The organism is Rhizobium sp. AP16 (genome assembly GCF_000281735.1).
GTDB classification, from domain to species: domain Bacteria; phylum Pseudomonadota; class Alphaproteobacteria; order Rhizobiales; family Rhizobiaceae; genus Rhizobium; species Rhizobium rhizogenes.
Genome location: NZ_AJVM01000001.1, coordinates 37,283 through 63,441, shown reverse-complemented (window position 1 = coordinate 63,441; position 26,159 = coordinate 37,283). Strand labels below are relative to the sequence as shown.

Here is a 26,159-nt window from a genome sequence, read left to right as displayed (position 1 = left end):
AGCCATTTGCGAAATGGCCGCACAGTTATTAACTCTGCTAGCTTGCTCTAAGCATGTCACGCGCCGCCCGTTGAAATCGGCCGGGGCCTACCGGCCATCAACAGATTTCGTCCGGCCTGGGATGATGCCGGGAAAACTGCGCATCCCGGATCAACGTCAAACGGCGCCCTCTTCGTTTCGGAGACGCCGTCCGGCTTCGTTGAGACCGCAATTGCTCAGATGCGGAGATCAGGCGCCCACATAAACCGAAATGACAGCCGCAATCTGGTCGGAACTCAGATATCCCATCTGCGATTTCATGAGAGCACCCAATTGCGCACTCGACAGGCTCGCAATGTCCTGTGTCGACAATCCCGCTAAACCGGTTGAGCTGAACGACGCGATATCGGCGGTCGAGAAGGTTGCCAGCTCCTGGGTACTCAATGCCGCAACCTGTGCCGAAGTCAGCCCGGCGACTTGGCTCGGGGTCAAAGCCTCGGCCTGTTCCGTCGTTAGGGAGGAGATCACCCTCGTGCTCAAACCGGCAATCGCGTTGGAATTCAAGGCGACGATGTAGTCGGTCGAAAACAGGGCGATGTCATCCGTATCCAGTGCGGCGAGCTGCAATGCGTTCAGGGCGTTGACCTGCGTTGTGGACAGGGCCGCGATCTGCTCGGTGCTCATGGCCGCCACCTGGCTGTAACTCAGCGAAGCGACTTGGCTCGTCGTCAAAATAGCGATCTGCGCGGTCGAGAGGGCAACGATAAAGTCCGTGGACAATCCCGGTATCGCATTCGAGCTGATGGCAACGAGTTCGTCGGTCGAGAAGGTTCCTAGATCTTCCGTGGTCAGGCCTGCGGCGCCCGAAGAACTCAGTGCGGCAATCTGCGTGGTGGAAAGCGCTTCGATCTGATCGATGCTCAACGCCTTGACCTGAGCGCTGCTGAGGCCTGCGACACTTGCCGTACCCAGAGCAGCGATTTCAGCCGTGGAAAGCGACGCGATGAAGTCCGTGGACAATCCCTCTATGGCACTTGAGCTGATCGCGGCAATATCGGCGGCCGAGAAGGTTGCCAGGTCAGCCGTGGTCAGGCCCGCGACGCCAGTCGACGTCAAGGCGGCAATCTGGGTGGTGGAAAGAGCTTCAACCTGCTCGACGCTCAGGGCACCGACCTGAGCGCTGCTGAGGCCAGCGACGCCAGCCGTGCTCAGGGCTGCAACCTGCGCCGTCGAGAGGGCCGCGATATCGGCGGCGCTCAGGGCGGCAACCTGCTTGGAACTGAGTGCACCGATCTGCGCCGTCGTCAGCGCCTCGACCTTATCGGTATTCAGGGCGGCGATCTGCGCGGTGGTGAGGCCCGTGATGCCGGCCGTGCTCAGGGCGGCAATCTGCACAGTCGATAGAGCCGCTATAATGGCTGTGGACAGCCCCGATATGGCGCTCGAACTGATGGCTGCGATATCGGCGGTCGAAAACGCAACGACCTCGGTCGTCGTCAGGACGGCAATCTGCTTGGAACCAAGCGCGCCGATCTGCGCCGTCGTCAAGGCGTCGATCTGGTCGGAGCTCAATACGGCGATCTGCGCAGTGGTGAGACCTGCAATGCCGGCCGTTCCCAGGGCAGCAATCTGCAAGGTCGATAGACCCGCTATCGTGTCCGTGGACAATCCCGATATGGCAGTCGAACTGATCGCCGCGATGTCGGCGGTCGAGAAAGTGTCAAGATCGTCTGCCCCAAGGGCCACAATCTGCTTGGAACTGAGCGCGCCGACCTGGGTCGGTGTCAGCGCCTCGGCCTGATTGGTGCTCAAGGCGGCAATCTGGTCAGTGGTCAGACCCGCGATGCCGGCCGTACTCAGGGCCGCGATCTGCGCCGTCGACAGGCCCGCAATGCCGGCGGTACTCAGGACGGCAATCTGCTTGGAACCAAGCGCGCCGATCTGGGCAGTCGTCAAGGCTTCGAGCTGGCCGGTGCTCAAGGCGGCAATCTGGTCAGTGGTCAGGCCCGCGATGCCGGCCGTTCCCAATACCTCGATCTGGTCCGTCGAAAGCGCTGCTATGGTGCCTGTCGTCAGTCCCTGTATGGCACTCGAACTGATCGCCGCGATGTCGGCGGTCGAGAAGGTCTCGAGATCGTCGGTCCCCAGGGCCGCAATCTGGGTCGAACTCAGCACCGCGACCTGAGGCGTTGTCAGGGCTTCGGCCTGATCGGTGCTCAAGGCGGCAATCTGCTCGGTGGTCAGACCTGCAATGCCGGCCGTGCTCAGGGCTGCGATCTGTGTGGTCGAGAGGGCTGCGATGTCGGCGGTCGTCAAGGCGGCAATCTGCTTGGAACCAAGGGCGCCGACTTGGGCGGTCGTCAAGGCTTCAAGCTGGCCGGTGCTGAGAACCGCGATCTGAGTGGTGGAAAGGCCAGCGATGCCGGCCGTGCCCAATGCCGCGATCTGCGCCGTCGAAAAAGCCGCCAGCGTATCCGTGGACAATCCCGTTATGGCGCTCGAGCTGATCGCTGCAATATCAGCGGTCGAGAAGGTCTCGAGTTGGCCCGCCCCCAGGGCGGCAACCTGGGTCGAGCTCAGCACCGCAACCTGCGTCGTCGTCAGGGCCTCGGCCTGGTCGGTGCTCAAGGCGGCAATCTGCGTCGCGCTCAGGCCCGCAATACCTACCGTGCTCAGGGCCGCGATCTGCGTGGTCGAGAGGGCCGCGATGTCGGCCGTCGTCAAAGCAGCAACCTGCTTGGAACCAAGCGCGCCGATCTGGGCCGTCGACAGGGTCGCGGCCTGACCTGTGCCCAACGTAGCGATCTGCGCGGTAGTCAGGCCCGCAATACCGGACGTGCTGAGCGCGGCAACCTGCGCAGTCGAGAGGGTCGCGACAACAGCTGTGTTCAGGGCGGCGACCTGCGTCGAACCAAGTACCGCAACCTGCTTGGTCAGCAAGGCGTCGACCTGGCTGGTGTTCAGGGCGGCAATCTGTTTGGTGGAAAGTCCGGCAACGCCGGACGTGCTCAAGGCCGCGATCTGCCCGGTCGAGAGAGCAGCTATGACAGCCGTGGACAATCCCGAGACGGCGGTCGAGCCGATCGCCGCGATGTCGGCGGTGGAGAACGTGGCGATATCGTCCGTATCCAGAGCCGCAAGTTGCGTGGAACTGAGCGCCCCGACCTGGATCGTCGTCAGAGCCTCGGCCTGAACGGTACTCAAAGCGACGATCTGCTTGGTGGAAAGTCCGGCAACGCCGGACGTGCTCAGGGCCGCGATCTGATCCGTCGAGAGGGCAGCTATGACAGCCGTGGACAATCCCGATATGGCACTCGAGCTAAGCGCCGCGATGTCCTTGGTCGAGAAGGTCGCTATGTCTTCCGTATCCAGCGCCGCAAGCTGCGTAGAATTGAGGGCCGCGATCTGAGCGGTGGTCAAGGCTTCAAGCTGGCCGGTGCTTAGAGCCACGATCTGGGCGGTCGAAAGACCCGAAATGCCAGCCGTGCTCAGGGCTGCTATCTGCGCGGTCGAGAGGCTTGCTATGACGGCAGTGGTTAGTCCCACTATGACACTTGAACCGATGGCCGCGATATCCTTGGTCGAGAAGGTCGCGATATCCTCTGCGCTCAAGGCTCCAACCTGTTTGGAACTGAGAGTTCCGACCTGAGCGGTCGTCAGGGCCTCGGCCTGCGCGGTGCTCAGAGCGGCAATTTGTTTGGTGGAAAGACCGGTAATGCCGGACGCGCTCAGGGCCGCAATCTGCGCGGTCGAAAGGGAGGCGAGAATGCCCGTACTCAAGGATGCGACCTGCGTCGAACTCAACGCCGCAACCTGCTTGGTCAGCAAGGCGTCGATTTGACCTGTGCTGAGGGCATTGATTTGCTCGGTCGAGAGGCCGGCAATGCCAGCCGTGCTCAGGGCCGCGATTTGATCCGTCGAGAGGGTCGCTATAACGGCCGTGGACAATCCCGATATGGCGCTCGAGCCGATCGCCGCGATGTCCTTGGTCGAGAAGGTCGCCAGATCATCTGTCTCCAGAGCAGCAATCTGGGTTGAGCTCAGCGCCGCGACTTGGGTCGTCGTCAAGGCTTCCGCCTGTGCTGTGCTGAGGGCCGCGATCTGGTCGGTGGTCAGGCCGGCAATGCCGGACGCACTCAGCGCGGCGACCTGTGCGGTGCTGAGGGCGGCGATAACGGCTGTGCTCAGGACCGCAATCTGTGTCGAGCTCAGCGCCGCAACCCGCCCGGTAGTCACGGCAGCGATTTGCGCCGTGCTGAGGGCAGCGATCTGGCTGGTGGTCAGACCCGCAACGCCGGACGCACTCAAGGCAGCGATCTGATCCGTCGAGAGGGCCGCAATAACGGCTGTGCTCAGACCCGACATGGCCTTGCTGGTGATCGCCGCGATATCGGCGGTCGAGAAAGTCGCGATGTCATCAGCGCCCAGAGCATTGATCTGGGTCGAGCTCAGCACTGCGACCTGGGCCGTTGTCAGGGACTCTGCCTGCGCGGTGCTAAGGGCGGCAATCTGGCTGGTGGTCAGACCTGCGACACCGGACGCACTCAGGGCCGCAATCTGCGTGGTGGAGAGAGATGCGATAATATCCGTGCCCAGGGCGGCGACCTGCGTTGAACTCAGGACGGCAATCTGCTTGGTGAGCAGGGTTGCAATTTGCCCGCTGCTGAGGGCGTCGATCTGTGTGGTTGTCAGGCCCGCTATGCCGGTCGTACCGAGGGCCGCGAGCTGATCCGCTGAGAGAGCGGCAATGATCGCCGTGCTCAGGCCCGGCATGGCTTTGCTGCTGATCGCAGCGATATCATCGGTCGAGAAGGTGGCGATGTCATCCGTCTCCAGAGCAGCGATCTGGGTCGAGCTCAGCGCCGCGACCTGAGCCGTCGTCAAGGCCTCGGCCTGTGCCGTGCTCAGCGTATCAATCTGGTCGGTGGTCAGACCGGTGATGCCGGCCGTGCTCAAGGCCGCGATCTGCGCGGTGGAAAGGGATGCAACGACTTCCGTTTCCAGGGCGGCGACTTGCGCTGCACGCAGCACCCCTACGCGAGCGGTAGTCAAGGCCGCAATTTGCGCCGTGCTCAGCGAGGAGATCTGGTCGGTGCTCAGACCGACAACGCCGGCGGAGCTCAGGGCTGCGATCTGCCCCGTCGAAAGAGCTGCGATGACAGCCGTGCTCAGGCCCGCTATGGCCTTACCGGTTATCGCCGCGATATCGGCGGTCGAGAAAGTCGCTATGTCATCCGTCCCGAGCGCGGAAAGCTGAGTTGAACTCAGCGCTGCGGCCTGGATCGTCGTCAGGGCCTCAACCTGCGTTGTTTTCAGGGCAGCGACCTGGTCGGTGGTCAGGCCGGTAATACCGGAAGTACTCAGGGCGGCGACCTGTGCAGTGGACAGGGATGCGACAACATTCGTGCCGAGGGCGGCGACCTGCTTGGAACTCAGCACCGCGACTTTTGCGGTGCTCAAAGCAGCAAGCTGACTGCTGCTCAGGGTCGCGATCTGACTGGTCGTCAGGCCAGTGATGGCACTCGTGCTCAGGGCGGCAATCTGCGCAGTGGACAGTTCTGTGATAAGGCTCGTGCTCAAGCCCGATATGGCTTTGCTGGTGATCGCCGCAATATCGGCGGTCGAGAAGGTGGCGATGTCATCCGTTCCCAGCGCGGAAAGCTGCGTTGAGCTGAGCACTACCACCTGAGTCGTCGTCAAGGCCGCTGCTTGGCCGGTCGTCAGGGCTGCGATCTGGCTGGTCGTCAGACCCGCGATCGCGCTCGTGCTCAAAACCGCAATCTGACCTGTCGTCAAGGCTGCGATCTGGCTAGCGCTCAAACCAGACATGGCTTTGCTGGTGATCGCCGCGATATCATCGGTCGAGAAGGTGGCGATATCATCCGTCCCCAGCGCCGCAATCTGGGTCGAGCTCAGCACTTTCACCTGAGCCGTCGTCAGGGCCTCGGCCTGCGCCGTGGTCAGGGCATCGATCTGGCTCGTCGTCAGGCCTGCGATCGCGCTCGTGCCCAGGGCTGCAATCTGCACGGTGGAAAGCGCCGCGATATCGTTCGTCTCCATCACCGCAACTTGCGATGCCTTGAGGGCGCTAAGCTGGGTCGTCGTCAAGGCGGCAACCTGCGCCGTGCTCAAAGCGACGATCTGGGTCGTCGTCAGGCCCGCGACGATACGCGTGTTCAGGGCGCTTATCTGATCCGTCGAGAGGGCGGCGATCTGGGCCGTCGTCAGGCCTGCAACCGTGCTCGTGTTCAGGGCGGCGATCTGATCCGTCGAGAGGGTTGCGATAGCGGCCGTGCTCAAGCCCGCTATGGCTTTGCTGGTGATCGCCGCCATGTCGGCGGTCGAGAAGGTGGCGATATCATCGGCTCCCAGAACGGCAATCTGGGTCGAACTCAGCGCCTTCACCTGCGAGGAGGACAAGGCCTCGGCCTGCGCCGTGCTGAGGGCAGCGATCTGGTCGGTGGTCAGGCCGGTAATGCCGGCGGTGCTCAGAGCCGCAACCTGCGCTGTGGAAAGGGATGAGACAATATCCGTTCCCAGAACCGCAATCTGCTTGGAACTCAGCACGACGATCTGGGTCGTCTTCAATACCTCGACCTGCGCCGTGCTCAAGGAGGCAATCTGATCGGTTGTCAGACCCGCAATGCCGGCCTTGCTCAGCGCGGCAATCTGATCCGTCGAGAGGGCTGCGATACCGGCTGTATCCAAGCCCGCTATGGCTTTGCTGGTGATCGCCGCCATGTCGGCGGTCGAGAAGGTGGCAATATCATCCGTTCCCAGCGCGGCAATCTGGGTCGAACTCAGCACCGCGACCTGGATCGTCGTCAGGGCCTCGGCCTGCGCCGTGCTGAGGGCAGCGACCTGGTCGGTGGTCAGGCCGGTAACGCCGGAAGTACTCAGGGCTGCAACCTGTGCGGTGGACAGCGCCGCGATATCGTTGGTGCCCATCACCGCGACCTGCGATGCCTTGAGGGCACCGAGCTGGGTCGTCGTCAAGGCGGCAACCTGCTCCGTGCTCAAAGCGACGATCTGGGTCGTCGTCAGACCGGCGATCGCGGTCTTGCTGAGGGCCGCGACCTGCGCGGTGGACAGCACCGCGATGTCGTTGGTACCCATCACCGCGACCTGCGATGCCTTGAGGGCGCCGAGCTGGGTCGTCGTCAGGGAAGCGACCTGCTCTGTACTCAAAGCGACGACCTGACCGGTCGTGAGGCCAGTGATGGCGCTCGTGCTCAGCGCCGCAATCTGCGCCGTAGAGAGAGCTGCCAGAAGTCCCGTTCCAAGGCCCGCTACGGCTTTGCTGGTGATCGCCGCCATATCGTCGGTCGAGAAGGTGGCAATATCATCCGTCCCCAGTGCCGCAATCTGGGTCGAGCTCAACACCTTCACCTGCGAAGAGGACAAGGCCTCGGCCTGCGCCGTGCTCAGGACATCGATCTGGCTGGTCGTCAGGCTCGCGATCGCAGTGGTGCTGAGAGCAGCAATCTGCGCGGTGGAAAGCGCTGCGATGCCTTTCGTGTCCATGACCGCGATTTGCGCCGTCTTGAGAGCGGCGACCTGGGCCGTCGTCAAGGCGGCAATCTGCGCCGTGCTCAGGGCGGCGACCTGGGTGGTGGTCAGGCTCGCAATGCTGGACGTGCTCAACGCAGCGATCTGATCCGTCGAGAGAGTTGCAATAGAGGCGGTGGATAGACCTGATACCGCCTTATTGGTGATCGCCGCCATATCGCCGGTCGAGAAGGTGGCGATATCAGCCGCGCTTAAAGCTGCGACTTGCGATGAGCTAAGAGCCGCGACTTGCGATGAACTCAAGGCTTCCGCCTGATCCGTCGTCAGGGCGCTAATCTGCGTGGTGGTGATCGCCGCGATCTGCAGCGAGCTCAAGCTTTCGATGTCAGACGCCGTCAGAACTGCCAATTGATCCATGGTCAAACCAACGATGGCAGTTTGTGAAATAGCGCTTAGCTGCTGGGAGCTGAGGACTTCGACATCTTCCGTGTCCAACGCAGCGATCTGAGCTGACGAAAGCACATTGATCTGTTTTGTGGAAAGCGAGGCCACGTCATCCGTCGTCCAAGCCGCAACCGCTGCTGTGGAAAGCGACCTGATCTGACTGGTGCTCAGGGAGGAAACGATCGAAGTCATATGTGAGAACTCTTGCGTTAGCTAATACAAAAAAGTCCAGCACCTCGAAGGCTGGCACCGCCTGCTTGGCCAGACTCTGAAAGAACTAACGGTATTGAAATTCACCGTCCGGCAAAGGGCAGCATAGTCAAATTGGCTTGCCCGAACCTGTGGTTGATATGCTGTCGGCGGTTGGAGCGGCTGCCGCTCTCGATGGGGCGACGCCAGTTTTCGATTGACATGGACGCAGCAGAGCTTCGGGAAGACGTTCAGCCCAGCATTGCGGCGGCTGATTTCCATTCCCTCAAAGAGAGTTGATCAGGTTCAAATTCACCATGAATCAGAGGATGACCAAGGTAATATCTGTGCGACATTGCGCGCCCTGCCTTAGGCGGCGATTGCTTGTGCTCAACGGATCATAATATCAAAAGGGAAGAGCCTGCCGATCGTGGCCATGACGCATCGGCTAAACCATCGTGTCGGCGGCATCGCTTGGAGAACTATGATACCGAAACTCCCCCGACAGCTATGGCTGCTGGCCGCCATCGCCTTTGTGAATTTCCTCGGCTTCATGGTGACGCCATTTCTGGTGCTCTATCTGACGAGTGCCGTCGGTCTATCCATTGAGACGGCGGGGATCATCCTCACCGTTTTCGGGCTCGGCAGCATTTTCGGCGCATGGGCCGGAGGTCATGCCAGCGATCGGATAGGCTCGGAAAACGTCCTGATCCTGAGCTTCCTCGCCAGCGCCGCCACCCTGTTTCTCATCCCTGCCCTCGGCGACAGCATGTCGATCGGGGCTGCTGTCGCAATCATGGCATTTGCAAATGGTGCGTTTCGGCCGGCCTATGATGCCTGCGTGGTTCGCCTGTGTCCGCAGGATGAACGTTCGCAAGCCTATGCGGTTTATGTCGTGGCGATCAATGTTGGCGCCGGCATGGCCGCGGCGATGGCGGGGCATTTATATGCGCGTCAACCAAGCCTGATATTCTTCATTGATGGCCTTACGTCTGTCGTCGCGGCGATTGCCGTTCTTGTTTTCCTGGACAGATCGGCACCGCGTCATGCCGCTCCCGCGATAAAGGCGGATACATCGAAGCCTGCGGGATTGCTCTATAGAAATATGGAGTTCCTTCTTCTGTGCCTGGCGGCCTGCGTGCTCGACATGGTGGGGCGCCAGACCTCTTCCACCCTGCCCCTTTTCGTGAAGTCCTATTACGGCATGACGCCGGAGGAATACGGAAACCTCCTGACATTGGGGCATTTCGTTTTTGCAGCCGCCATACTACCGGTGAGCCGTGGGGCCAAATCGAAAAACCACATGACCGTGGTGCTCATCGGGATGATGATCGTTGCCGTCAGTTTCGGGGCATTGCCTCTCGGCGGGAGCGTGACCGCTCTGGTCACTCTCTACCTGCTGCTGACGGCCGGACAGCTGATGTTCTATCCCGCCATCATGGCCATGGTGATGGGACAAGCCGCGCGCAGCGGCGGCAAAAGCGGCGCCTATATGAGTTTCTACCGCACGGCTCAAGCCGCGGCCGGCATTGTGGCACCGGCCATCGGCACGTTCATCTACGTGCATTTCAGCCCATCATCATTGTGGTTGGGCTGCTCGGTCATCACAGTGTTATGCGCGATCCTGCTTGCCATGCGGCTGATGCTTCGTATTTCACCGGATCGCCAGGCGCTCGAACCGTGAACTGAATTCAACGCCGCTGAAGAGACAGAAACCGCATCATGTGCTTCAGCACGGCACCCGGCTCTTCCCGGTGCGGAAAGTGACCAAGGCCGGGCAAGACAACACGTTGATAGGGTGCGCGAAAGAATTCGTCCTTGCCATCGGATGTGGAGACGTCGTTGCACGGATCGCTACCGCCATGCAGGACAAGCGTCGGAACATGGATGATTGGATCGGCCTTCAACCGATCTTCCAGCGCGGCGTATGACGGGTCTGGATCGGCCAAATCCCAGCGAACCCGATAGGAATGCAGGACGACGTCTGCCCAGTCAGGGTTGCCAAAGGATGTCGCGGTAGCGTCGAACTCCTCGTCCGGTACCGCCCAGTCCGGATTCCAGATCGTCCAGATATAGCGCGTGAAAGCGAGGCGATCGTTGCGGACCAATGCCTCGCCCCGCGGCAGCGCCATCAGCCAGTGATACCAATAGTTCTGCGACTGCCGCAACGACAGAGGTTGGTCGGGATTGTTCGTTCCCCACCCCACCGACATGGCGACACAGCAGGCGACCCGACCTGGCGCGAGGCACGCTGCGATATAGGCTGCGCGGGCCCCCCAATCGTGACCGATCACACCGAACCGACCAAGACCGAGCGCTTCAGCGAAATCGAGCACATCGCGGCCCAGTGCCGAGAGTTGACCGGAGCGCATCACATCGGGATCGCGGAACCGGGTCGGCCCCACGCCCCGGAGATAGGGCACGAGCGTGCGGAAGCCGGCGGACTGAAGCTGCGGGACGATTCGGTCCCAGGTGCGGACATCGTCAGGCCAGCCATGCACCAGGATGAGAGGAAAGCCGTCGCGCGGCCCTCCCTCCTCGAAGGCGATATCCAAGATGGGCGTGACGGCTAATTGATAGGAATGGAACTGGCTCATAGGTCCGAGCCTAGTCCAGGCGATGCACCGTAACAAACGATGTCTTGTGATACAATCTATCGTGATTTACGATGGCTTATGGATCTTCGCGCACTACATGCTTTCCGAATGATCGCCGAGACGGGATCGATTACAGCGGCGGCCGCACGGCTCGGCACCGTGCAGTCCGCCCTGTCGGCGCGCATAGGCCAGTTCGAAGCGTCGATCGGCGAAACATTGTTCGAACGCCTGCCACGCGGTATTCGCTTAACCGCGGCCGGCGTACGTCTGTTGCCTTATGCGGAGCGGATGGAGCGCCTGACTGCAGAAGCCATGACAGCGGTGCGCGGCCGGCAGCCGGACCTGAGCGGCCCGTTCCGACTCGGCGCGATAGAGGTTGCGGCTGCATCGGTCTTGCCGGCGACGCTCTCCAGCTTCCTGGGAAGCCATCCGGAGGTCGATCTGCATCTGCGCACCGGGGTCTCGCGCGAGCTTGCAGCATCCCTGGATGCTGGTGAGCTCGACGCTGCGATCATTGCCGAAGACGTCGGGCGGCATGGTTTAGCATCTCTTTCCCTCGATCATATGCCTCTTGCCCTTTTCCAGCCGGCGGATCGAGCGCCGGAAACACTCGAACAAGCCTTTGCCTTCGGAAAGGGCTGCGTCTGCCGCGATCGGCTGGAAGCGCTTGTCCATCGGCGGCGATGGAACATGCGGATCGTCGAGCTCGGTTCGGTCGATGCTATATTCGGATGCGTGGCGGCCGGGCTCGGCGTTGCAGTTCTGCCGCGCATGCTGGGCGCCGGTCGTGTGCTCGAGTCCAAACCTGCCGGACATCTCGATCTCTTCCTGATCTACCGGCCCGAAGCGGATGCCAAGGCACGGGCTTTGGCCGCGAGCTACACTCCGATCGAGCACTCGGTCTGACGCACAGACAGCGGCTATTCCCTGTCAGGATGGCTGCAGCGATGTATTGAGTGACAGGAGCAACTGTCTCTTCGCAACCTCGAAAGCCTCCGACGCGCGATCGCGTTTTCTTGGCAGGTCGATGTTGATCTCATCGAGAATACGCCCCGGCCATGGCCGCATGACGATGATCCGGTCGGCGAGAACAAGGGCCTCGTCGATATCGTGCGTCACGATAATGAGCGTTGGGCGGGTCTCGGACCATATGTCGAGCAGGTGGTCCTGCAGGTCGGCGCGCGTGAAGGCATCCAGAGCGGAGAAAGGCTCATCCAGAAGCAGCACTTCCGGTTGGGTGACCAGTGCGCGGGCGATCGCCACCCTCTGGGCCTGGCCGCCTGACAATTCCCTAGGCCAGCGGCGGCCGAGTTCCGCAAGGCCGACTTTTTTCAACGCAGCCTCGACCCGGTGACGACGGTCATCGCCCTCGAGTTCGGCAAGCCCGAAGCCGACATTGTTGGCAACACTCAGCCAGGGCAGAAGACGGGGTTCCTGAAAAATGAGATTGATCAATGGATGCGGCTTGACGACCGGCTCGCCATTCAGCTCGACCGTCCCGCGCGTGGGTGTTTCGAGACCGCTGATCAGCCGCAGCAGCGTACTCTTGCCGCAACCCGATCCGCCGATGACGGCAACGATCTCGCCCGGCGCCAGATTGAGCGAGAAGCCTTCGAGCGCGCGAACGCCATTCGCATAGGTCTTTCCCAGGTGTCGCAGCGTCAGCATCGGCTCACCCCTCCCGCCTGTAGCTGTCCTGCCATGTCAGGAAGGGCGTCGTCACGGCCAGCAGCAGACTGTCCGTCAGCTTGCCGATGACCGCGAATGTAATGATGGCAGCCATGATCTGGTCGGGCTTGCCCATCTGTTGACCATCGACGAGAAGATAGCCAAGCCCCTCCGAAGCGCCCATGAATTCGGCGGCGACGACGAACATCCAGCCGAGACCGAGACCGGATCGCAAGGCGGTCACATAGGCGGGGAAAACCGCTGGCAGCATGACCCGCCGCACCAGCGCAAAGCCCGATAGCCGGAAAATCCGCCCGACCTCGACGATCTTGCGGTCGACCGAAAGGATGGCGCCCGATACGCCGAGATAGATCGGAAAGAAGACACCGACGGCGATCAGCGCCACTTTCGATGCCTCAAAGATCCCGAACCAGAGGATGAACAAAGGCACCCAGGCGATCGAGGGAATGGAACGAAGCGCCTGTAGCGACGGATCGATCAGCCGGCGCGCAAGTCCGAAATACCCGGTCACAGCTCCGGCAATCGTGGCCGTCACGGCGCCGATGATGAATCCGAAGAATACCCTGACGGTGGTGATGCCTATATGGGTGAAGAGTTCACCGGACTTCGAAAGCGCCCATAAGGTTGCGGCAACCTTCGACGGCGGCGGCATGAGACGACCGGAAAACCAGCCGGCCGCAACCGCGACTTCCCAAAACAGCAGCCCGAGGGTAGGTAGGATGATGGCGACCGTCGCCCTGCCGCCTATTCCATAAAACGCAGACGCCGCGACTGAACGCGACGCCTTTGTTTCCGTTTCGATGCCGGTCCCGGCCAAGTCTGCCATGGCGTTGCCTTCGGTCTTTATTGCGTTTTCCCGACGGCGAAGCGATCGTCGATCAACTCGTTCGTGACTTTCTGAATATCGACGTCAGCGGGAAGGACACCTGCACTCTGCAGGGCAATACCGGCTTTCGAGATTGTATCGCGTTGCAGATCGCCAATCGTCGACTGGGAGATGTCCGTGCGCTCAAGCTGCTTGGCGATTACGTCGTCCGGCAGCTTGGCAGCTTCGACCAGCGCCGCCTTCAATGCAGCGGGGTTGGCGATCGCGTCGGCCCGCGCCTGCTCGTATACGGCAATGACGCGCTTGACGATATCGGGATGTTCGGTGGCGAAAGTCTCGGTGGTGTTGAGCACGCCCCATGTGTTGTTTTCGGGCTTGCGATAGAAGAGCTTCGCCTTGTCCTCCACCTCGGCGGCCGCCATTAGAGGATCGAGACCGGCCCAGGCATCGACGTCACCGCGTAGAAGCGCGAGCTTGCCGTCCGCGTGCTGCAAGAGAACCAGCTTCACATCCGTCTGCTTCAACCCGGCATCCGCCAAGGCACGGACGAGAAAGATGTGCGGATCGGTCCCACGGGTTACCGCGATCGTTTTGCCCTTGAGATCCTGAACGGTGGAAATCGGACTATCGGCCCGGGTGACCAAGGCTGTCCATTCGGGGCGTGAGAAAACGTAGATCGATTTGATCGGGTTGCCGTTGACCCGGGCGATCAATGCCGCCGCACCCGCTGTCGAACCGAAATCGATCGAGCCGGCATTCAGGAACTCCAGCGCCTTGTTCGAGCCCGCGGATTGCACCCAGCGGATGCTGATATTATCCTTGGCGAATTCCTTTTCGAGCAGGCCTTCCTTTTTCAGGAGAAGCCCGACGGGATTGTAAGTCGCCCAGTCGATCCTGATCTCAGAAAGATCAGCCGCTTGGGCCGAAGCCAGCCCGAAACCTAAAGCCGCGACGACACCGATCATTGCCGAACGAAACACGCCCATATCCATCCCCTCTTCCTGGCCATTGCCATCGACACTTTGGAAACACCCTACGGGTATGAGCGCCGGGGCGTGAAAGCTGTAATGTCTATTTCTATAGAATTTATAGGAATATTTTTCTCAATCGAGGTCATGCGATTGGCCGCACGTTCATCGAATATTGCAAGCGCCTTGCATCTGAAGCTGAATTTGGGTAAATTCGGATCAGATATTTGCTCCTTTTGAGCCCCTATTCTAGAAAATGACTGGTCTCTAACTATTTGAAGTTTCGCTATAAGTTTTCCGAGCGGAAGCAAAAGCGGCGCTAATTTCCACTATGGCTACGATTAAAATGATGCCCCATCGTCATTGGTTGGCATCTGGTATCCATCGTGACAGCTTTTTGAGTCAGATGAGGCTCCATCCTTCGAGAGACCAGCAGCCCCATATGCATTGATATCCCTGTTTCGACGAACGGCGGATAGCCTTCGTGGATATGAAATTGGGAGGCGAATGGAGCGCGCCGGATTGGCTTCATCGCAGCTCTGATCTCTTCGGTGATGATCATCAAGATGCCTTCCTCGCCTCGGCGTCACGACCCCGCATCTGCGCCATCAGCATCGGCCCGAGGGAAAACTCGCCTCGACGTGCCCTTGAGGTGAGATTGCGCAGATAGCCACCGGCTGAGCTGATATGCTGCGCTTTTTCGAGGAGGCAGGCCATGACGACAGCCGTGCTTTCCGGCCCCATGGTATCGCAAGCATCCTGATAAGCGCTGGATGTCACACCCAGCATGGTTCGAACGACAACGGCTGCTGTTATCAGCTCTCGCCAGCTGGCAATCGCACCGGAAGGGCCGTAATTGGTGATCTCTGGGCAGGCTCGCAGCACCGTTGCCAACGGATAGGCTTTGATCGGCTGCTGTGAGGGTTTGCTGATCTGCTCGGCCGATTGGTCTGGTTCTGGGGCTGTTGCAGTCTGAGGGCTTGCTTCAGATTCTATTTGGGATTCGGTATTTGAATTCTGTATGTGCCGGTCATTTTGGACATCATTGGCAACTGATTTTTCGGAAATCAGCTTTGTTTCCAAAAGGTTGATGATCTCATTGCGCAGCATTTCCATTTCTTCGGCGATGGGAGCGATATCCACGGCTGTTGGCGCGCGTGGCAGGGTGTTGACCAGGCTGAGATAATGTCTCTCGATCGCCTGCCAGTTACCGGGAACGCCTTCTTCGATCGCGGTGCCAATCAGCTTGCGAACATCGCGGCGGCAAATGGTGAGCTTCTCCTTGGCCTGTCGGAGATGTTTTTTCTCGACGGCAATCTGCTGCGCCAGATCCGCAAGCTCCTCGGAACGGGCAAGGAGCGGCGCCAGATTGAAGCCATAGGCGTCTTCGACAGCCCCTGCCCCGTCCTTACGGGCGAAACGTTTGCCGTTCGGGCTATCCTTGCGCAGGATCAGGCCGGCCTCGACCAGGGCAGCCAGATGCCGCCGCAATGTCGTTCCGGTAATGCCATGGGCGCGAACGGTGAGCTGATTGTTGGACGGAAAGACCACCAGCCCGGCGTCTTCGCTGAGTTCCTTCTCGGGGTAAAACGTTAGAAGAGCATTCAGAACCGCCAGTGTGCGATCTGAAATGTTGAGCAGGGGTCTTCCTTCGCAGACATTGCGAAACACCTGCCACTTGTCGACAGTTTTACCTTGTCTGATGGCCGTTGCCTTGATCTGATTTCTCATCAAGGCAAGCGACATCGACCGCCGCCCGAAGGGCGTCGTGATATGCATCTCCATTTCCTTCACCTTTCAACAGGCAAAAGAAAGCCGCTCACCAAAAACGGTGCCAAAGACTCTTGACTATGATTCGCGGAAATGTGATTCTCGTATTGCTACATACTGAGAAGGGCTTCCGCTACGGCAACGTTCGGGGGCCTTTTTCTTTTGCTATTCAGTCTCCTGTTACAGCTTGGTCTTGTTCTGCGCGGTCTGTTGAGATTGATCGAGATATTCCTCGTGCAATCCCTCCATTCGACGCAGCAGGTAATTCACGAAATCGTCCGGGACGGCTTTCGTGAAGGTAAGTTTGGTTCCCGCCTTCGCGTAGTTCACGACGGCCAGGGTCATTCCCTTGGAAACGACTTCCTGGGCGCGATCCGCAGGGGCTGTGGGGGCATTCTCGGCCTTGGAAACGGCATTCAACACGGCCGCGAACCTGTCATCGCTAGACAGCGACTGAACCGTCAGCTCTTCCAGCAGCCGATCCGTGACCGTTTGCGCTTTGGCATTGGCGCTCCAGTGTTCGGCCAGTTGCGCCCAGCGCCGGCGGCCGGTCTCGGGAGCAGCACCGATACGCGTCAGGACCGTATTCGGGAAAACCTTGGCGATCTGCAGCATTTCGGAAACATGCGACTTGCCGGTTGCGAGCGATGAGCAGATCACCTCGCGCTTGAAGCCCGCCTCTTCCTGGCTGAGAGCGAAAACGCATTTCTCAATGAAGGACAGATCGTCGCGATTGGCATTTTCTTCGCCCTGGATAACGATTGCCTGTTCGTCCGTGAGATCGCGGACGATGGCGCGGAACTTGATACCAAGAAGCTTTGCAGCGGCAAGGCGGCGTCGTCCGAAGACGATCTGAAACCGGCTGCCCTCGCCCGGCATGGGCCGAACGAGACCAGGCGTCGTTTGCCCGTGTTCGCGCATGGACTGCACGAGATCCTGAAGCCTGTCGGCGTCATAAGCTCCGTCAAATCGATCCCGAATGGAAGACGGAAGGACCGCGTCCACGTCGAGCTGGATGATGTGATCGGCACCCTGCAGCAGCTTGTCGGCAAGCTCGCCACGTTCCTGCAACTGCCGAACGCCGGCGGCGACCTTCAGAAGATGCGGCGACGGCGATGTCGTTGCGGCGGGTACGGATGGAGTGTCCTGGCCGAGACCGATCAGGACATTGGCAAACATGCCTTTGGAATCTTTCCTGCTCATTCGCGTCCCCATGCTCTCGAAAGAAGCTCTTCGATTTCGGCATTTGCCGCATTGATCGACTCAATCGCCCTGTCATAGGTTTTCGGGGCGGAAAATCTCGACCGCTGCACCTCGTAAAGGCTCTGTTTCCAGGTCAAGGCATCGGCAACCGCGGTCGATTTGATCACGGAGTTAAGCAACAGGTCCTCGCCGAAAACCTGCCGCATCAGCGCCGTCATATTGGCCTGGGGATGGTCGTTCGGTTCGAACTTGGTGATCAGGAACTTGGCGAAATCCCATTGCGCCGACGTGCCGACCTGTTCGAGGATCTGCATGTAGGATCCGGCGAGTTCCAGGAACTTCGCTGTGGAATCCACATCGAGCATATGTGCCGGAACCGGGATCAGGACGCCTGTCGCCGCGGTCAGGGACGACAGGGTGAGGAAGTTCAGCGACGGGGCCGAATCCATCAGAATGATGTCGTAGCGATCAGCCACCTGCTCCAGTGCCTGCGATACGCGCAAGAGGAAGCTCGTGCCGCCAGACTTGCGCATTTCAAGCGCAACGGCGGTTTCGAACTCCGTCAATTCCAGGCCGGCGCAGATGACATCGAAGCCGGCGATGTGAGTCTGATGAATGACCTGCTCGGTCGGGATCGGATCCTCGAAGCGGATGGCGGAATAAAGCGTATCGCCGTCACGATAATCGAAATCCGGCAGACTACCATGCAGGCTGGTCAGCGATGCCTGGGGGTCGAGGTCAACGGCCAGCACGCGGTATCCTCTCAAGGCCAGATAATGACCGAGATGGATCGTGGTGGAGGTCTTGCTGGAGCCGCCCTTGAAATTGGTGATTGCCAGGATCTGGCATTGCTCCTCGCCTACCCTGCGCGGGTTCATCCACTTTTTGCGGCCGTTCTGCGCCAGGTGCATACGCAATTCGAGGATCTGCTCGAGCGTATAGAGACGCCGCCCATTGGCGACTTCCGGCGTTGGCCCCTGCTCTTTCAGCGAAACCTGCCTGATATAGGCTTCGGTCACGTTAAGCAGCGCGGCAACCTCGGGAGAGGTGAACTTGCGCATCGTGCGCCGGGCATGCGGGGGGAACTGGGCTAGGCTGAGATTGCCCAATGCGGTATCCAGCTTCGCAGAGAATGTCTGCATGAAGGCGAGGCTGCTCAGATGTCGGGTCATGGTTTTCTCCCATTTTTGGCCACGTTACTAAGCGCCTTTATGGTTGGGTTTTTGTGACTGGTTTCTTTATTTACGCAGAAAGTCGGTACTACCGGCATTTTCCGTAGATAAGAAGTACTCCGATTCTATGATTCGGGGCAACCAGGCCTAAAATAGCGTTCCCCGCGGGGAACTTTCGGTCCATCGCTGTCAATTATGCGTCGTCGAAAACGAGTTCCCCGCGGGGAACGCTGGCCGATATTGGCATCTTCGGTGGTTGGTGCGCAAACGGTAATAGCGGCATCCGTTCCCATTTATGTCGGGCGGCGTTCGTCAGGCGAGTGGTCGCTGCGAATTGGCTTTGCGATGCGTTCTCCTCGTCCGTGAGGTCCGGCCCGTCGATGTCGCAACGATCTTCTGTTTTCCCCCGATCGTCATGGTCCTCAATTCGCTGGTAAACAATGCCAGTGTTGCGGGATTGATCTTTGGCGCGTGAATCGTAGTTGAAGGATCGCTAGCGCTCTATTGTATCTGCGCTTGAGACTCGCATTGCCATTTAAAACTGTCCGATCGGGACGCATGGCGGAAGCGCGGGGAAGTCTTCCCGCCAGGCAGCGTCATGCTTGTTGGAGAAAGATGAATGTCCGAAGACATCAACCGCCCTCGCCGCCGCTTTTTTGGTATCGCCGCCGGCGCCCTCGCTGCCAATCAATTGGCTCTGCCCGGCTCTGTCGCGGCGCAGTCCAATGAGACAAAGCCGGCGGTCAAATCCGGAGGTGGCGCGTCGTTCGCTTCTCTGAAGCAGATTGACGCCGGGGTGCTGACCGTCGGATATGCGGAGGCAGGCCCCGCCGATGGCGCTCCGGTCATTCTGTTGCATGGCTGGCCCTATGACATCCACAGCTTCGTCGATGTTGCTCCGCTGCTCGCATCACGAGGCTACCACGTGATCGTTCCCTATCTGCGTGGTTACGGGACGACAGGCTTTCTTTCGAGCGAGACTGCGCGCAACGGTCAGCAGTCGGTCGTGGCTGTCGATATCCTCGCCTTGATGGATGCACTGAAAATTCCGAAGGCGATCCTCGGCGGCTTTGACTGGGGTGCGCGCACGGCTAACATTCTGGCGGCGCTCTGGCCCGAGCGTTGCAAGGCGCTGGTCTCCGTCAGCGGCTATCTGATCGGCAGTCAGGAAGCCAATAAGATGCCGCTGCCGCCGAAGGCGGAGCTTCAATGGTGGTACCAGTATTACTTCGCCACCGAGCGCGGGCAGGAGGGCTACGATAAATACCGGCGCGATTTTGCCAAGCTGATCTGGCAGATTGCCTCTCCGAAGTGGGACTTCGATGACGCGCAGTTTGATCGCAGCGCCGCAGCCTTCGACAATCCGGATCACGTTGCCATCGTTATCGACAATTATCGCTGGCGGTTGGGACTGGCGAGAGGCGAGCCGCAATATGATGATCTGGAGAAGCGCCTGGCAATGGCGCCGGTGATCAGCGTGCCCACGATCACCCTGGAAGGCGACGCCAACGGCGCGCCGCACCTTGATCCCGCTTCCTACCGCGGCAAGTTTTCCGGCAAGTATGCACACCGGATGATCGATGGCGGCATCGGCCACAATCTGCCGCAGGAGGCGCCGCAGGCCTTCGCGCAAGCGATCATCGACGTTGACGGCTTGTGAGCCTTCAGCAGGATCGATGGGCAATGGCAGAGAATGCCAATGCCCATCCGGTTCCATTGGTGCGACGAAGACGGCGCAATGAGGTTCACGTTGCGCCGATGTCAGCATGTCTGTTTGGTAAAGGAAATTTCGATTTGGCGTGGCGCGCGGAATTCGTATCTGTTGGCACAGATCCATTGGTCGCGACCTGTATGCGATATTGAGGTTACTGGATCACTTCAGACAGGGACGGGGAGGTGAGGGCCGTCGGCTCGGGTCGGCTGTGAGCGGCGTCCGGGCGAGGTCAGATCGTCGAGTATTCGATTGGGATAGGCCATCGTTTCATCCAAAGGCAGTAGACGATCGGCTCCGTTCGCGACGACATGAATGATAAGCCCGATTTCCGCCAATGAGGTCTTTCCGGCAACCGGGTCGCCAGTCCGAAGCCGGCGACGTTCAATCGGTCGGTGTCGTCTTCTGCTGGTTCGGTGATCACCAGCTGCGTCTCGTTCCCGGATTCGGCGCCGAGGCCAAATCCGAGTGCGGTGACGATATCGATGCAGGCGGCAATCGCGGTTTCATCGCCGAGACAGGCTTCTGCGAGCGCGCTCATGAGGCTGCCGACGTTGAAGAACGAGGCTTACTGATCTGCTTTTGGCTTTCGGGCCTGAAACCGTCACTGGCCCCCTCGAGAAGGAAATAGCAATAACGGAAGTGAAGACACTATAAGCTTCTGTTTAATGTCGGGATGTTAGCAACCCTATGGACTTCATCATAAGGCGATGGAGGATTGCGGGGGGCACATGAGGGTAAGTGGAGCAGATTAGGTGGCGCGGCTCGAATTTGGGGAGCGAACGGCGAGCGTCAAGTTTAGCCAGTAATAACTCTGCGCCCTGGGCAGGAAACTGGGTGCTCAGCCACATGAGCGCCTCATATGCGACCGCAGTGCTGTAACCCCGGCCTTAACGCGTGCAGTTCGTCGACAAGCTCGCCACCTGTGCCAGCGCATTGCTCATCTGCCGTCGAAAGGGGAATGGTGCGGCAAGCTTCAGATCATGATGAAGCTGCGTCACACTCAGTCCGGCCAGGATGCCCACTTTACGGCAAGTACCCGGCCCGGGCCATGTACTGCAGCGAAGAGCAAACCCGCTACGAAAACAAAGTGATCCACGAAGAAGCCGAATTCAGCTTGGTTGCCGGCCCAACGTGCAGGACCATGGAATGAGAATCCGAGGAAGATGACATAAACGGCAGCAGCGAGCGTGGCCGGGGTAAACAACGCACCGGTCAAGAAAGCGATGGCAAGCAGCACCTCAAGGATCGCGGCGCACCAAGCCAAGAACAATGGGAACGGGAAGGCGGCGGCTGCGATATAGCCGGCAGTCGCGCCCATATCCATGAACTTGAACGAGACGGCCATCACGAAGACGACGGTGAAGATCAGGCGAGCGATGAGAATGGCAGCAGTCTGCCAAATTGATTGAGCGTTTTCCACGATATTCCTCCAGGTTGACGCGGTCGATGCTCCAAGGACGGCCAACAGAAGGTGATTCCGACAATGAGGATGGAAATTATTTGCCGGTGCTGATCCCCTGCAGCCTGAGCAAGTAGTCGAAAGCGCTCTTCCTAAGGTTAAAGCCTTACGTCCTCTCGGCAGGGGTCGAATTGTACAAAGCATTGCGTTGCCCCCAATCCACATGAGGGTGTGTGGCAAAGATGAACGCCATGCGCTCAGTCAAAGAAGAAGCATGGCTACTCGCGCATCGTCCAGATAGCCTCGCTCGGAACTCGGGACGACAGCCCGCGGCTTGTTCAGTGCCGGAATCTCATTCTAATCGTCCGACATGAGGCCGCGGGCTTGGCTCTGTCTGCCTGTCACTGTTGTTTCCGCACGGTGCCAACAGTCAGCTGACCGTTGCTCCCATCGGATAGCTTCACCTTCCCCCACGCCGACATGAGGTCCGGCGCTCTCGTGACCACGGCCTGCCCAGTACGACCGTCCGAGCATTTGACGAGAAGAGTAACTGTCGGGCGCCGGTCCTTCAGGTCGTAGGTACCGGAGCATTTTACCGACCGCCGCGACGACTTGACCGAGAATCGGCCGTTGCCGCGCGATGCTATCGTCGAGCCTTTGAACGTCTCGCCCGAGTCCATTTTCGCCAAAAGTGGAAGAACGATATCGCCCTGTGGCTTCCGTGGGCCAGAACCTGCAATTCTCAAAGCCCTCGCAATGCTTGGAGCCATAACACGACTTGCGGCAAACTGAACGTAGTCGTCGTAGGGGATGGCACCCTTGGCGTAAGCGGTGAGTATCCGGCGGCAAAACTCGCGCCGGACATTGGCCGCGGGAACGTTCATGAGCTTCGCAAATTGCTCTGTCGCTTCCGGCGTGATCGCACCGTGGCTGCATTGCTCGATGTTCCAGTTGAGAGCCGCGGGATCGCTCAGTCGATTTTTATCATATTCATACCCGCCCTTGCTTGCGACCGGTGCGGCGTTTGCCGACACGGAAAGAGCCGCCATCGTGATGGCGGCCAAAATCATAAGCTTTCTCATTCTGCCCCTTTTTTCTCTTAGTATGCTTCGCGCTCGCGCATAGTCTCAGGTGAGATCTCAACGACGGGCGAAAACAGATATTCTGAGATTCGACGCCTGCCGGTCCCGATTCCCCTATGGTTCCTAGCATCTCCTCATACGTGCATTATTGTCTGAAGTTAATCGAGTCTTCTGGCGCGTTGGCGACCATCTGCCGCCAGAGTGGTTCGAAGATGGCTTGGGATGTCAGCACAGAATCATTGTCGCCATTGGCTTCGACCCGAGGCTGGATGTAGAAGTGCAAAACGTTTCAACAGGAGATCTGATTCCGTGCGGTCGAGATATGCTCTCTTGAGTATCGTCAATACTCTCAGCCTTTGCACCGTCGCCGTCGTCCTCTCGGCATCGCCGCAGTTATTTGCGGCTGGTCGACAAGCGGACATTCCTCCGTGGCTTACGCCTCATGTCGGCGAAGGTGACGGCCAGATCGCCTCGCCGGTCCTGCAGCGGGCGCGCGCGCTCTACATGCGCAAAGTGAGCGAAGGTAAAGTCAGTAATCCTTGCTACTTCGCAATGGACGCCACACGCCCGAACGATCTGGGCGACGGCAAATCGGGCGGCCGCTTTTACACTGTCTGCGAAGCCACCCAGACGTTTCGTGTGATTTCGTCCGGGCACGGCAGCGGTCGCGATTTGAAGGGCGTTGTTGATTTCGGCAATGGCAGAGAGTGCGCCCGGAACTTCGGCAATGCCATGGATTCGAACCTGACCGCCGGCGGTGCCTATATGACGGACGAGACGAAGACGACGTTCAAGGGTTACTACCGCGTCTCGGGAACGAAAGATGCGGCCTTGCTTCGCTCGTTCATCCAATTTGACGGCGAGGGCGAAACGGCAAATGCACGACAGCGTGCCATCGGCGGGCACGCAGCCGCTGTCGTGGCGGGCGTCTGCCTGAAGAAAAATCCTGAAAGCCCCTACGCAAATCGCGATGGATATGTTCCGCTTGGAAAGCTGGTGGAATATGCGGGTGGCCGCAGCGACGGCTGCACCAGCTGGACGGCATCGGACGCCAGCCAGATCCTCTCCATGGTGAAGGGCAATCCGACGACGCTCTACATCTATCCTGAGTCAGCCGATATAAACGCCGTCGCCAAAGCTGTGGCGAGCGGTCGTTCGCCATCGAAGGCCGGCTTGTATTGGAATGATTCCTGCTTGAAGGAAATCGGCGCTCCGAAGTTCTGGTCGAAAGAAACCTTGGAGCCAATCATTGCCCAATACAAAATAGATCATCCGGCGCCGCCGCCGCGGCCAATACCGATTTGCAACGCGCCATAAGGTTTGTTTCCCAGCGGGGTCTCCCGCTATGTGGGTCTCCATGGAAGCACATGTTACAAAGAATGAGTCCGCGGGCCTCTTTCGCAAGATCAGTGGTCGCTTCTTTCGTTCGGTGCTGACCGAACGCCTTGATCATGTGCTCGATCCTCCCGAGGCATCCAGCGCGGGACGCTATCACCGCCTCGGTCAGGCGACACTTTATACGAGTGCTTCACTCGAATGGTCAATCATCGCTATCTCCGGCTACATGCGCGAAGACCAGCGACCGCGCGTTGTCGTACCGCTTCTTGTCAGTGATGCGATCGTGGTCGATCAGCATGACCGGCAGGCCTGTGAACAGCTCGGCATTGATCGGGGACTATCCAATCTGTCCTGGCGGTCCGCTTTAGCGGACGGTCAGGAGCCGGCGTCATGGCGCAATGCTGATATAGCCAGAGCAGCCGGCGCAGACGGGATAATCGACCGGTCACGATTGATACCCGGCGGTTGGCATCTCAACCTGTTTCGCTGGAACGCGCTCGGTGGCCCCTCGGTCGAGGTTTGCGGTGAGCCTGTCGAAATCAAGCTGTCTGAAAACGGTCCGAAGTGGGGGCTGTAGCTGCGGCGCTATGCGCGTGTGCCGTCCGGGTTCCAGGGAAGCGGCGGTTCAACGACGACCTGGAGACCACGCTTAACGAACGCGTCGCGTAATAGCATCGCAGATGTTGCCGTCACAGCCTGGGCTACCGGCAAATCTTGATCGACGACCAGGCGAGCCTGAATGACGCCAATTCCAAGAACCATCGAAACATCCAGGATCGTCTTTGAGCGCAGTCGATCGGCTCGATCCAGCCGCACCGTATAGGTTGTCTCGTCAAACGCGGCATGATCTCTATTGGTCGTCGAAACGGTCCATCCGCAATTGTTGCAGGTAACATTAAGGCTCATGCCTTGGACCCAGATGGTCAGTTCTTGGCCACATTCCGGACAACTCATCTTCAATAGTTCGCATATCTCCGAGTGTGTGGGCAAGACGCTGGAAAGCAGCCAGCGACAATTCCATCAATGGGCACTTGAACTAGCGAGATGGATTGGTTTCCGCGCATTCCAGTCAGGAGGTCACGACCGACCTCAAGCCTCCCGGCTTGAATGCAGACCTGCGCCCCTCCATTTAATTCTCATACAACAGCGCCATGGCGAACGCGCGCATCCGCGTGATCGGTCCGCCGGCGGTAGCGACGACGGGCGCCGCTGTTGGAGGATCAGATGATGGGTCTCATAGATAAAAATATTACGGCCGACGATGACGGCGCGCTGGTAGACGCATATTCCCAATCCATAGCAAGCGCGGTCGACATGGTCGGTCCGGCGGTCAGCCGCATCGAGCGTGTGGGCGGCAAGGGAGGGCATGGCTCCGGCTTTGCCATCTCACCGGATGGGCTGATCGTCACCAACAATCATGTGGTCGACGATGCGAAGCTCGTCCGCATCACCACGCCGGATGGTTCGGTTACGGAAGGACGCGTTCTTGGACGCGACGTCGACACCGACATCGCGCTCATTCGTGCGAATTCCGGCGTCAGTGCCTGGGCGCGGCTGGGCGATTCCAAGCGTCTGCGCCGGGGGCATATTGCGATTGCCATCGGCAATCCGTTCGGTTTCGAATGGACGGTAACCGCAGGCATCGTGTCGGCGCTCGGCCGCTCGATGCGTTCGGCGAGCGGCCGGCTGATGGATGACGTTATCCAGACCGATGCCGCGCTCAATCCCGGCAATTCCGGCGGGCCGCTGGTGTCCTCCGCTGGTGAGGTCATCGGGGTCAACACGGCCGTCATCCAGGGCGCGCAGAGCATCGCCTTCGCGGTCGCCTCCAACACGGCGAATGTCGTGGTGTCGGAGATCCTCCGTTACGGCCATGTCCGGCGGGCCTTCATCGGCATCGCCGGCGATACAATCGAGCTGCCGCGCAGGATCGCCCTTGAGGCGGGCACCAGGCAGGCGACGTCCGTGCGGGTCAGACGAGTCGAATCCGGCGGCCCGGCCGAGCGTGCCGGCTTGAAAGACGGTGACTATATTCTGGCGATCGACGGCACCCCGGTCGGCGGCGTCGATGACATCGTCCGATTGATGAATGGCGACAAGATCGGTGAGGATACCGAGCTACTTGTCTTTTCGGTCGCAGGCCGGCTTGAGACACGAAGGCTAGTGCCGGTTGCCCGATCGTGAATTAAGCGAAAGCGGAGGCGTCGGCGGAAGTTTCCACCGGCGCCTCCGCGACGGATGAGATCGTTCTATGTGTCAGATGAGGGCGAGGAATTGCCA

At 59.6% G+C, this 26,159-nt stretch carries 19 protein-coding genes; 6 read left to right on the top strand and 13 right to left on the bottom strand.

Annotated features, from left to right (window positions below):
* Positions 1–228: 228 nt before the first annotated feature.
* Positions 229–8,124: a hypothetical protein gene (locus tag PMI03_RS00275; protein ID WP_007688733.1), complete on the bottom strand. Its 7,896-nt coding sequence runs from the start codon at positions 8,122–8,124 to the stop codon at positions 229–231.
* Positions 8,125–8,605: 481 nt separating this feature from the next.
* Here PMI03_RS00275 and PMI03_RS00270 point away from each other — a divergent pair, with 481 nt between their 5' ends.
* Positions 8,606–9,805 (top strand): MFS transporter, encoded by a 1,200-nt coding sequence (locus PMI03_RS00270; protein ID WP_007688732.1) that lies wholly within the window; start codon positions 8,606–8,608, stop codon positions 9,803–9,805.
* A 7-nt stretch (positions 9,806–9,812) separates the two neighbouring features.
* Here PMI03_RS00270 and PMI03_RS00265 read toward each other — a convergent pair whose 3' ends face one another.
* Positions 9,813–10,718, bottom strand: a complete 906-nt coding sequence (locus PMI03_RS00265; RefSeq protein WP_007688731.1) for an alpha/beta fold hydrolase — start codon at positions 10,716–10,718, stop codon at positions 9,813–9,815.
* A 78-nt stretch (positions 10,719–10,796) separates the two neighbouring features.
* Between PMI03_RS00265 and PMI03_RS00260 the strand changes: the two genes are divergently transcribed.
* A complete protein-coding gene (locus tag PMI03_RS00260) occupies positions 10,797–11,624 on the top strand; it encodes a LysR family transcriptional regulator (protein ID WP_034515809.1) in 828 nt (275 codons plus the stop codon).
* Positions 11,625–11,648: 24 nt separating this feature from the next.
* Here the strand turns inward: PMI03_RS00260 and PMI03_RS00255 are convergent, their stop codons facing one another.
* From PMI03_RS00255 to repA, 7 genes are all read right to left on the bottom strand, one after another.
* Positions 11,649–12,386 (bottom strand): ABC transporter ATP-binding protein, encoded by a 738-nt coding sequence (locus tag PMI03_RS00255; RefSeq protein WP_007688729.1) that lies wholly within the window; start codon positions 12,384–12,386, stop codon positions 11,649–11,651.
* 4 nt (positions 12,387–12,390) lie between these two features.
* Entirely contained in the window at positions 12,391–13,233 is an 843-nt protein-coding gene (locus PMI03_RS00250) for an ABC transporter permease (protein WP_007688728.1), read from the bottom strand.
* A gap of 17 nt (positions 13,234–13,250) precedes the next feature.
* On the bottom strand, positions 13,251–14,219 hold the full coding sequence (locus tag PMI03_RS00245; RefSeq protein ID WP_007688725.1) for an aliphatic sulfonate ABC transporter substrate-binding protein: 969 nt from the start codon (positions 14,217–14,219) through the stop codon (positions 13,251–13,253).
* Between the two features lie 301 nt (positions 14,220–14,520).
* On the bottom strand, positions 14,521–14,763 hold the full coding sequence (locus PMI03_RS00240) for a hypothetical protein (protein ID WP_034515804.1): 243 nt from the start codon (positions 14,761–14,763) through the stop codon (positions 14,521–14,523).
* Entirely contained in the window at positions 14,763–15,980 is a 1,218-nt protein-coding gene (repC, locus tag PMI03_RS00235) for a plasmid replication protein RepC (RefSeq protein WP_007688723.1), read from the bottom strand. The genes PMI03_RS00240 and repC overlap by 1 nt, the downstream gene beginning before the upstream one ends.
* 171 nt (positions 15,981–16,151) lie before the next feature.
* Entirely contained in the window at positions 16,152–17,174 is a 1,023-nt protein-coding gene (gene repB / locus PMI03_RS00230; RefSeq protein ID WP_007688720.1) for a plasmid partitioning protein RepB, read from the bottom strand.
* Positions 17,171–18,346 carry a plasmid partitioning protein RepA gene (repA, locus tag PMI03_RS00225; RefSeq protein ID WP_007688717.1) on the bottom strand — a complete coding sequence of 392 codons (1,176 nt, stop codon included), beginning with the start codon at positions 18,344–18,346 and terminating at the stop codon, positions 17,171–17,173. The genes repB and repA overlap by 4 nt, the downstream gene beginning before the upstream one ends.
* A 619-nt stretch (positions 18,347–18,965) precedes the next feature.
* Between repA and PMI03_RS00215 the strand changes: the two genes are divergently transcribed.
* Complete coding sequence (locus tag PMI03_RS00215; protein WP_007688715.1) at positions 18,966–20,006, top strand: alpha/beta fold hydrolase; 1,041 nt, start codon at positions 18,966–18,968, stop codon at positions 20,004–20,006.
* 283 nt (positions 20,007–20,289) lie between these two features.
* On the opposite strand, the gene PMI03_RS00210 is transcribed toward PMI03_RS00215, so the two are convergent.
* The 3 genes from PMI03_RS00210 to PMI03_RS00200 all read right to left on the bottom strand — a co-directional run bounded on the left by PMI03_RS00210 (position 20,290) and on the right by PMI03_RS00200 (position 22,529).
* Positions 20,290–20,598 (bottom strand): hypothetical protein, encoded by a 309-nt coding sequence (locus PMI03_RS00210; RefSeq protein ID WP_007688714.1) that lies wholly within the window; start codon positions 20,596–20,598, stop codon positions 20,290–20,292.
* Positions 20,599–21,060: 462 nt separating this feature from the next.
* Entirely contained in the window at positions 21,061–21,480 is a 420-nt protein-coding gene (locus tag PMI03_RS00205) for a DoxX family protein (protein ID WP_007688712.1), read from the bottom strand.
* Positions 21,481–21,860: 380 nt separating this feature from the next.
* Positions 21,861–22,529: a hypothetical protein gene (locus PMI03_RS00200; RefSeq protein ID WP_309574294.1), complete on the bottom strand. Its 669-nt coding sequence runs from the start codon at positions 22,527–22,529 to the stop codon at positions 21,861–21,863.
* Positions 22,530–22,850: 321 nt separating this feature from the next.
* On the opposite strand from PMI03_RS00200, the gene PMI03_RS00195 reads away from it, so the two are divergent.
* A complete protein-coding gene (locus PMI03_RS00195; protein ID WP_007688708.1) occupies positions 22,851–23,858 on the top strand; it encodes a hypothetical protein in 1,008 nt (335 codons plus the stop codon).
* Between the two features lie 28 nt (positions 23,859–23,886).
* Positions 23,887–24,456 carry an RES family NAD+ phosphorylase gene (locus tag PMI03_RS00190; protein ID WP_007688706.1) on the top strand — a complete coding sequence of 190 codons (570 nt, stop codon included), beginning with the start codon at positions 23,887–23,889 and terminating at the stop codon, positions 24,454–24,456.
* Between the two features lie 8 nt (positions 24,457–24,464).
* On the opposite strand, the gene PMI03_RS00185 is transcribed toward PMI03_RS00190, so the two are convergent.
* Positions 24,465–24,785, bottom strand: coding sequence for a hypothetical protein (locus PMI03_RS00185; RefSeq protein WP_309574293.1), 321 nt, complete (start codon positions 24,783–24,785; stop codon positions 24,465–24,467).
* A 321-nt stretch (positions 24,786–25,106) separates the two neighbouring features.
* Between PMI03_RS00185 and PMI03_RS00180 the strand changes: the two genes are divergently transcribed.
* Positions 25,107–26,063, top strand: coding sequence for a S1C family serine protease (locus tag PMI03_RS00180; RefSeq protein ID WP_039973574.1), 957 nt, complete (start codon positions 25,107–25,109; stop codon positions 26,061–26,063).
* Positions 26,064–26,159: the final 96 nt, after the last annotated feature.

Excerpts from the sequence above, each read along its gene's own strand:
- PMI03_RS00275 (WP_007688733.1), bottom strand. The coding sequence starts at position 8,124 with ATGACTTCGATCGTTTCCTCCCTGAGCACCAGTCAGATCAGGTCGCTT.
- PMI03_RS00270 (WP_007688732.1), top strand. The coding sequence starts at position 8,606 with ATGATACCGAAACTCCCCCGACAGCTATGGCTGCTGGCCGCCATCGCC.
- PMI03_RS00265 (WP_007688731.1), bottom strand. The coding sequence starts at position 10,718 with ATGAGCCAGTTCCATTCCTATCAATTAGCCGTCACGCCCATCTTGGAT.
- PMI03_RS00260 (WP_034515809.1), top strand. The coding sequence starts at position 10,797 with ATGGATCTTCGCGCACTACATGCTTTCCGAATGATCGCCGAGACGGGA.
- PMI03_RS00255 (WP_007688729.1), bottom strand. The coding sequence starts at position 12,386 with ATGCTGACGCTGCGACACCTGGGAAAGACCTATGCGAATGGCGTTCGC.
- PMI03_RS00250 (WP_007688728.1), bottom strand. The coding sequence starts at position 13,233 with ATGGCAGACTTGGCCGGGACCGGCATCGAAACGGAAACAAAGGCGTCG.
- PMI03_RS00245 (WP_007688725.1), bottom strand. The coding sequence starts at position 14,219 with ATGGGCGTGTTTCGTTCGGCAATGATCGGTGTCGTCGCGGCTTTAGGT.
- PMI03_RS00240 (WP_034515804.1), bottom strand. The coding sequence starts at position 14,763 with ATGATCATCACCGAAGAGATCAGAGCTGCGATGAAGCCAATCCGGCGC.
- repC (WP_007688723.1), bottom strand. The coding sequence starts at position 15,980 with ATGCATATCACGACGCCCTTCGGGCGGCGGTCGATGTCGCTTGCCTTG.
- repB (WP_007688720.1), bottom strand. The coding sequence starts at position 17,174 with ATGAGCAGGAAAGATTCCAAAGGCATGTTTGCCAATGTCCTGATCGGT.
- repA (WP_007688717.1), bottom strand. The coding sequence starts at position 18,346 with ATGACCCGACATCTGAGCAGCCTCGCCTTCATGCAGACATTCTCTGCG.
- PMI03_RS00215 (WP_007688715.1), top strand. The coding sequence starts at position 18,966 with ATGTCCGAAGACATCAACCGCCCTCGCCGCCGCTTTTTTGGTATCGCC.
- PMI03_RS00210 (WP_007688714.1), bottom strand. The coding sequence starts at position 20,598 with ATGAGCGCGCTCGCAGAAGCCTGTCTCGGCGATGAAACCGCGATTGCC.
- PMI03_RS00200 (WP_309574294.1), bottom strand. The coding sequence starts at position 22,529 with ATGATTTTGGCCGCCATCACGATGGCGGCTCTTTCCGTGTCGGCAAAC.
- PMI03_RS00190 (WP_007688706.1), top strand. The coding sequence starts at position 23,887 with ATGTGGGTCTCCATGGAAGCACATGTTACAAAGAATGAGTCCGCGGGC.
- PMI03_RS00185 (WP_309574293.1), bottom strand. The coding sequence starts at position 24,785 with ATGAGCCTTAATGTTACCTGCAACAATTGCGGATGGACCGTTTCGACG.
- PMI03_RS00180 (WP_039973574.1), top strand. The coding sequence starts at position 25,107 with ATGGGTCTCATAGATAAAAATATTACGGCCGACGATGACGGCGCGCTG.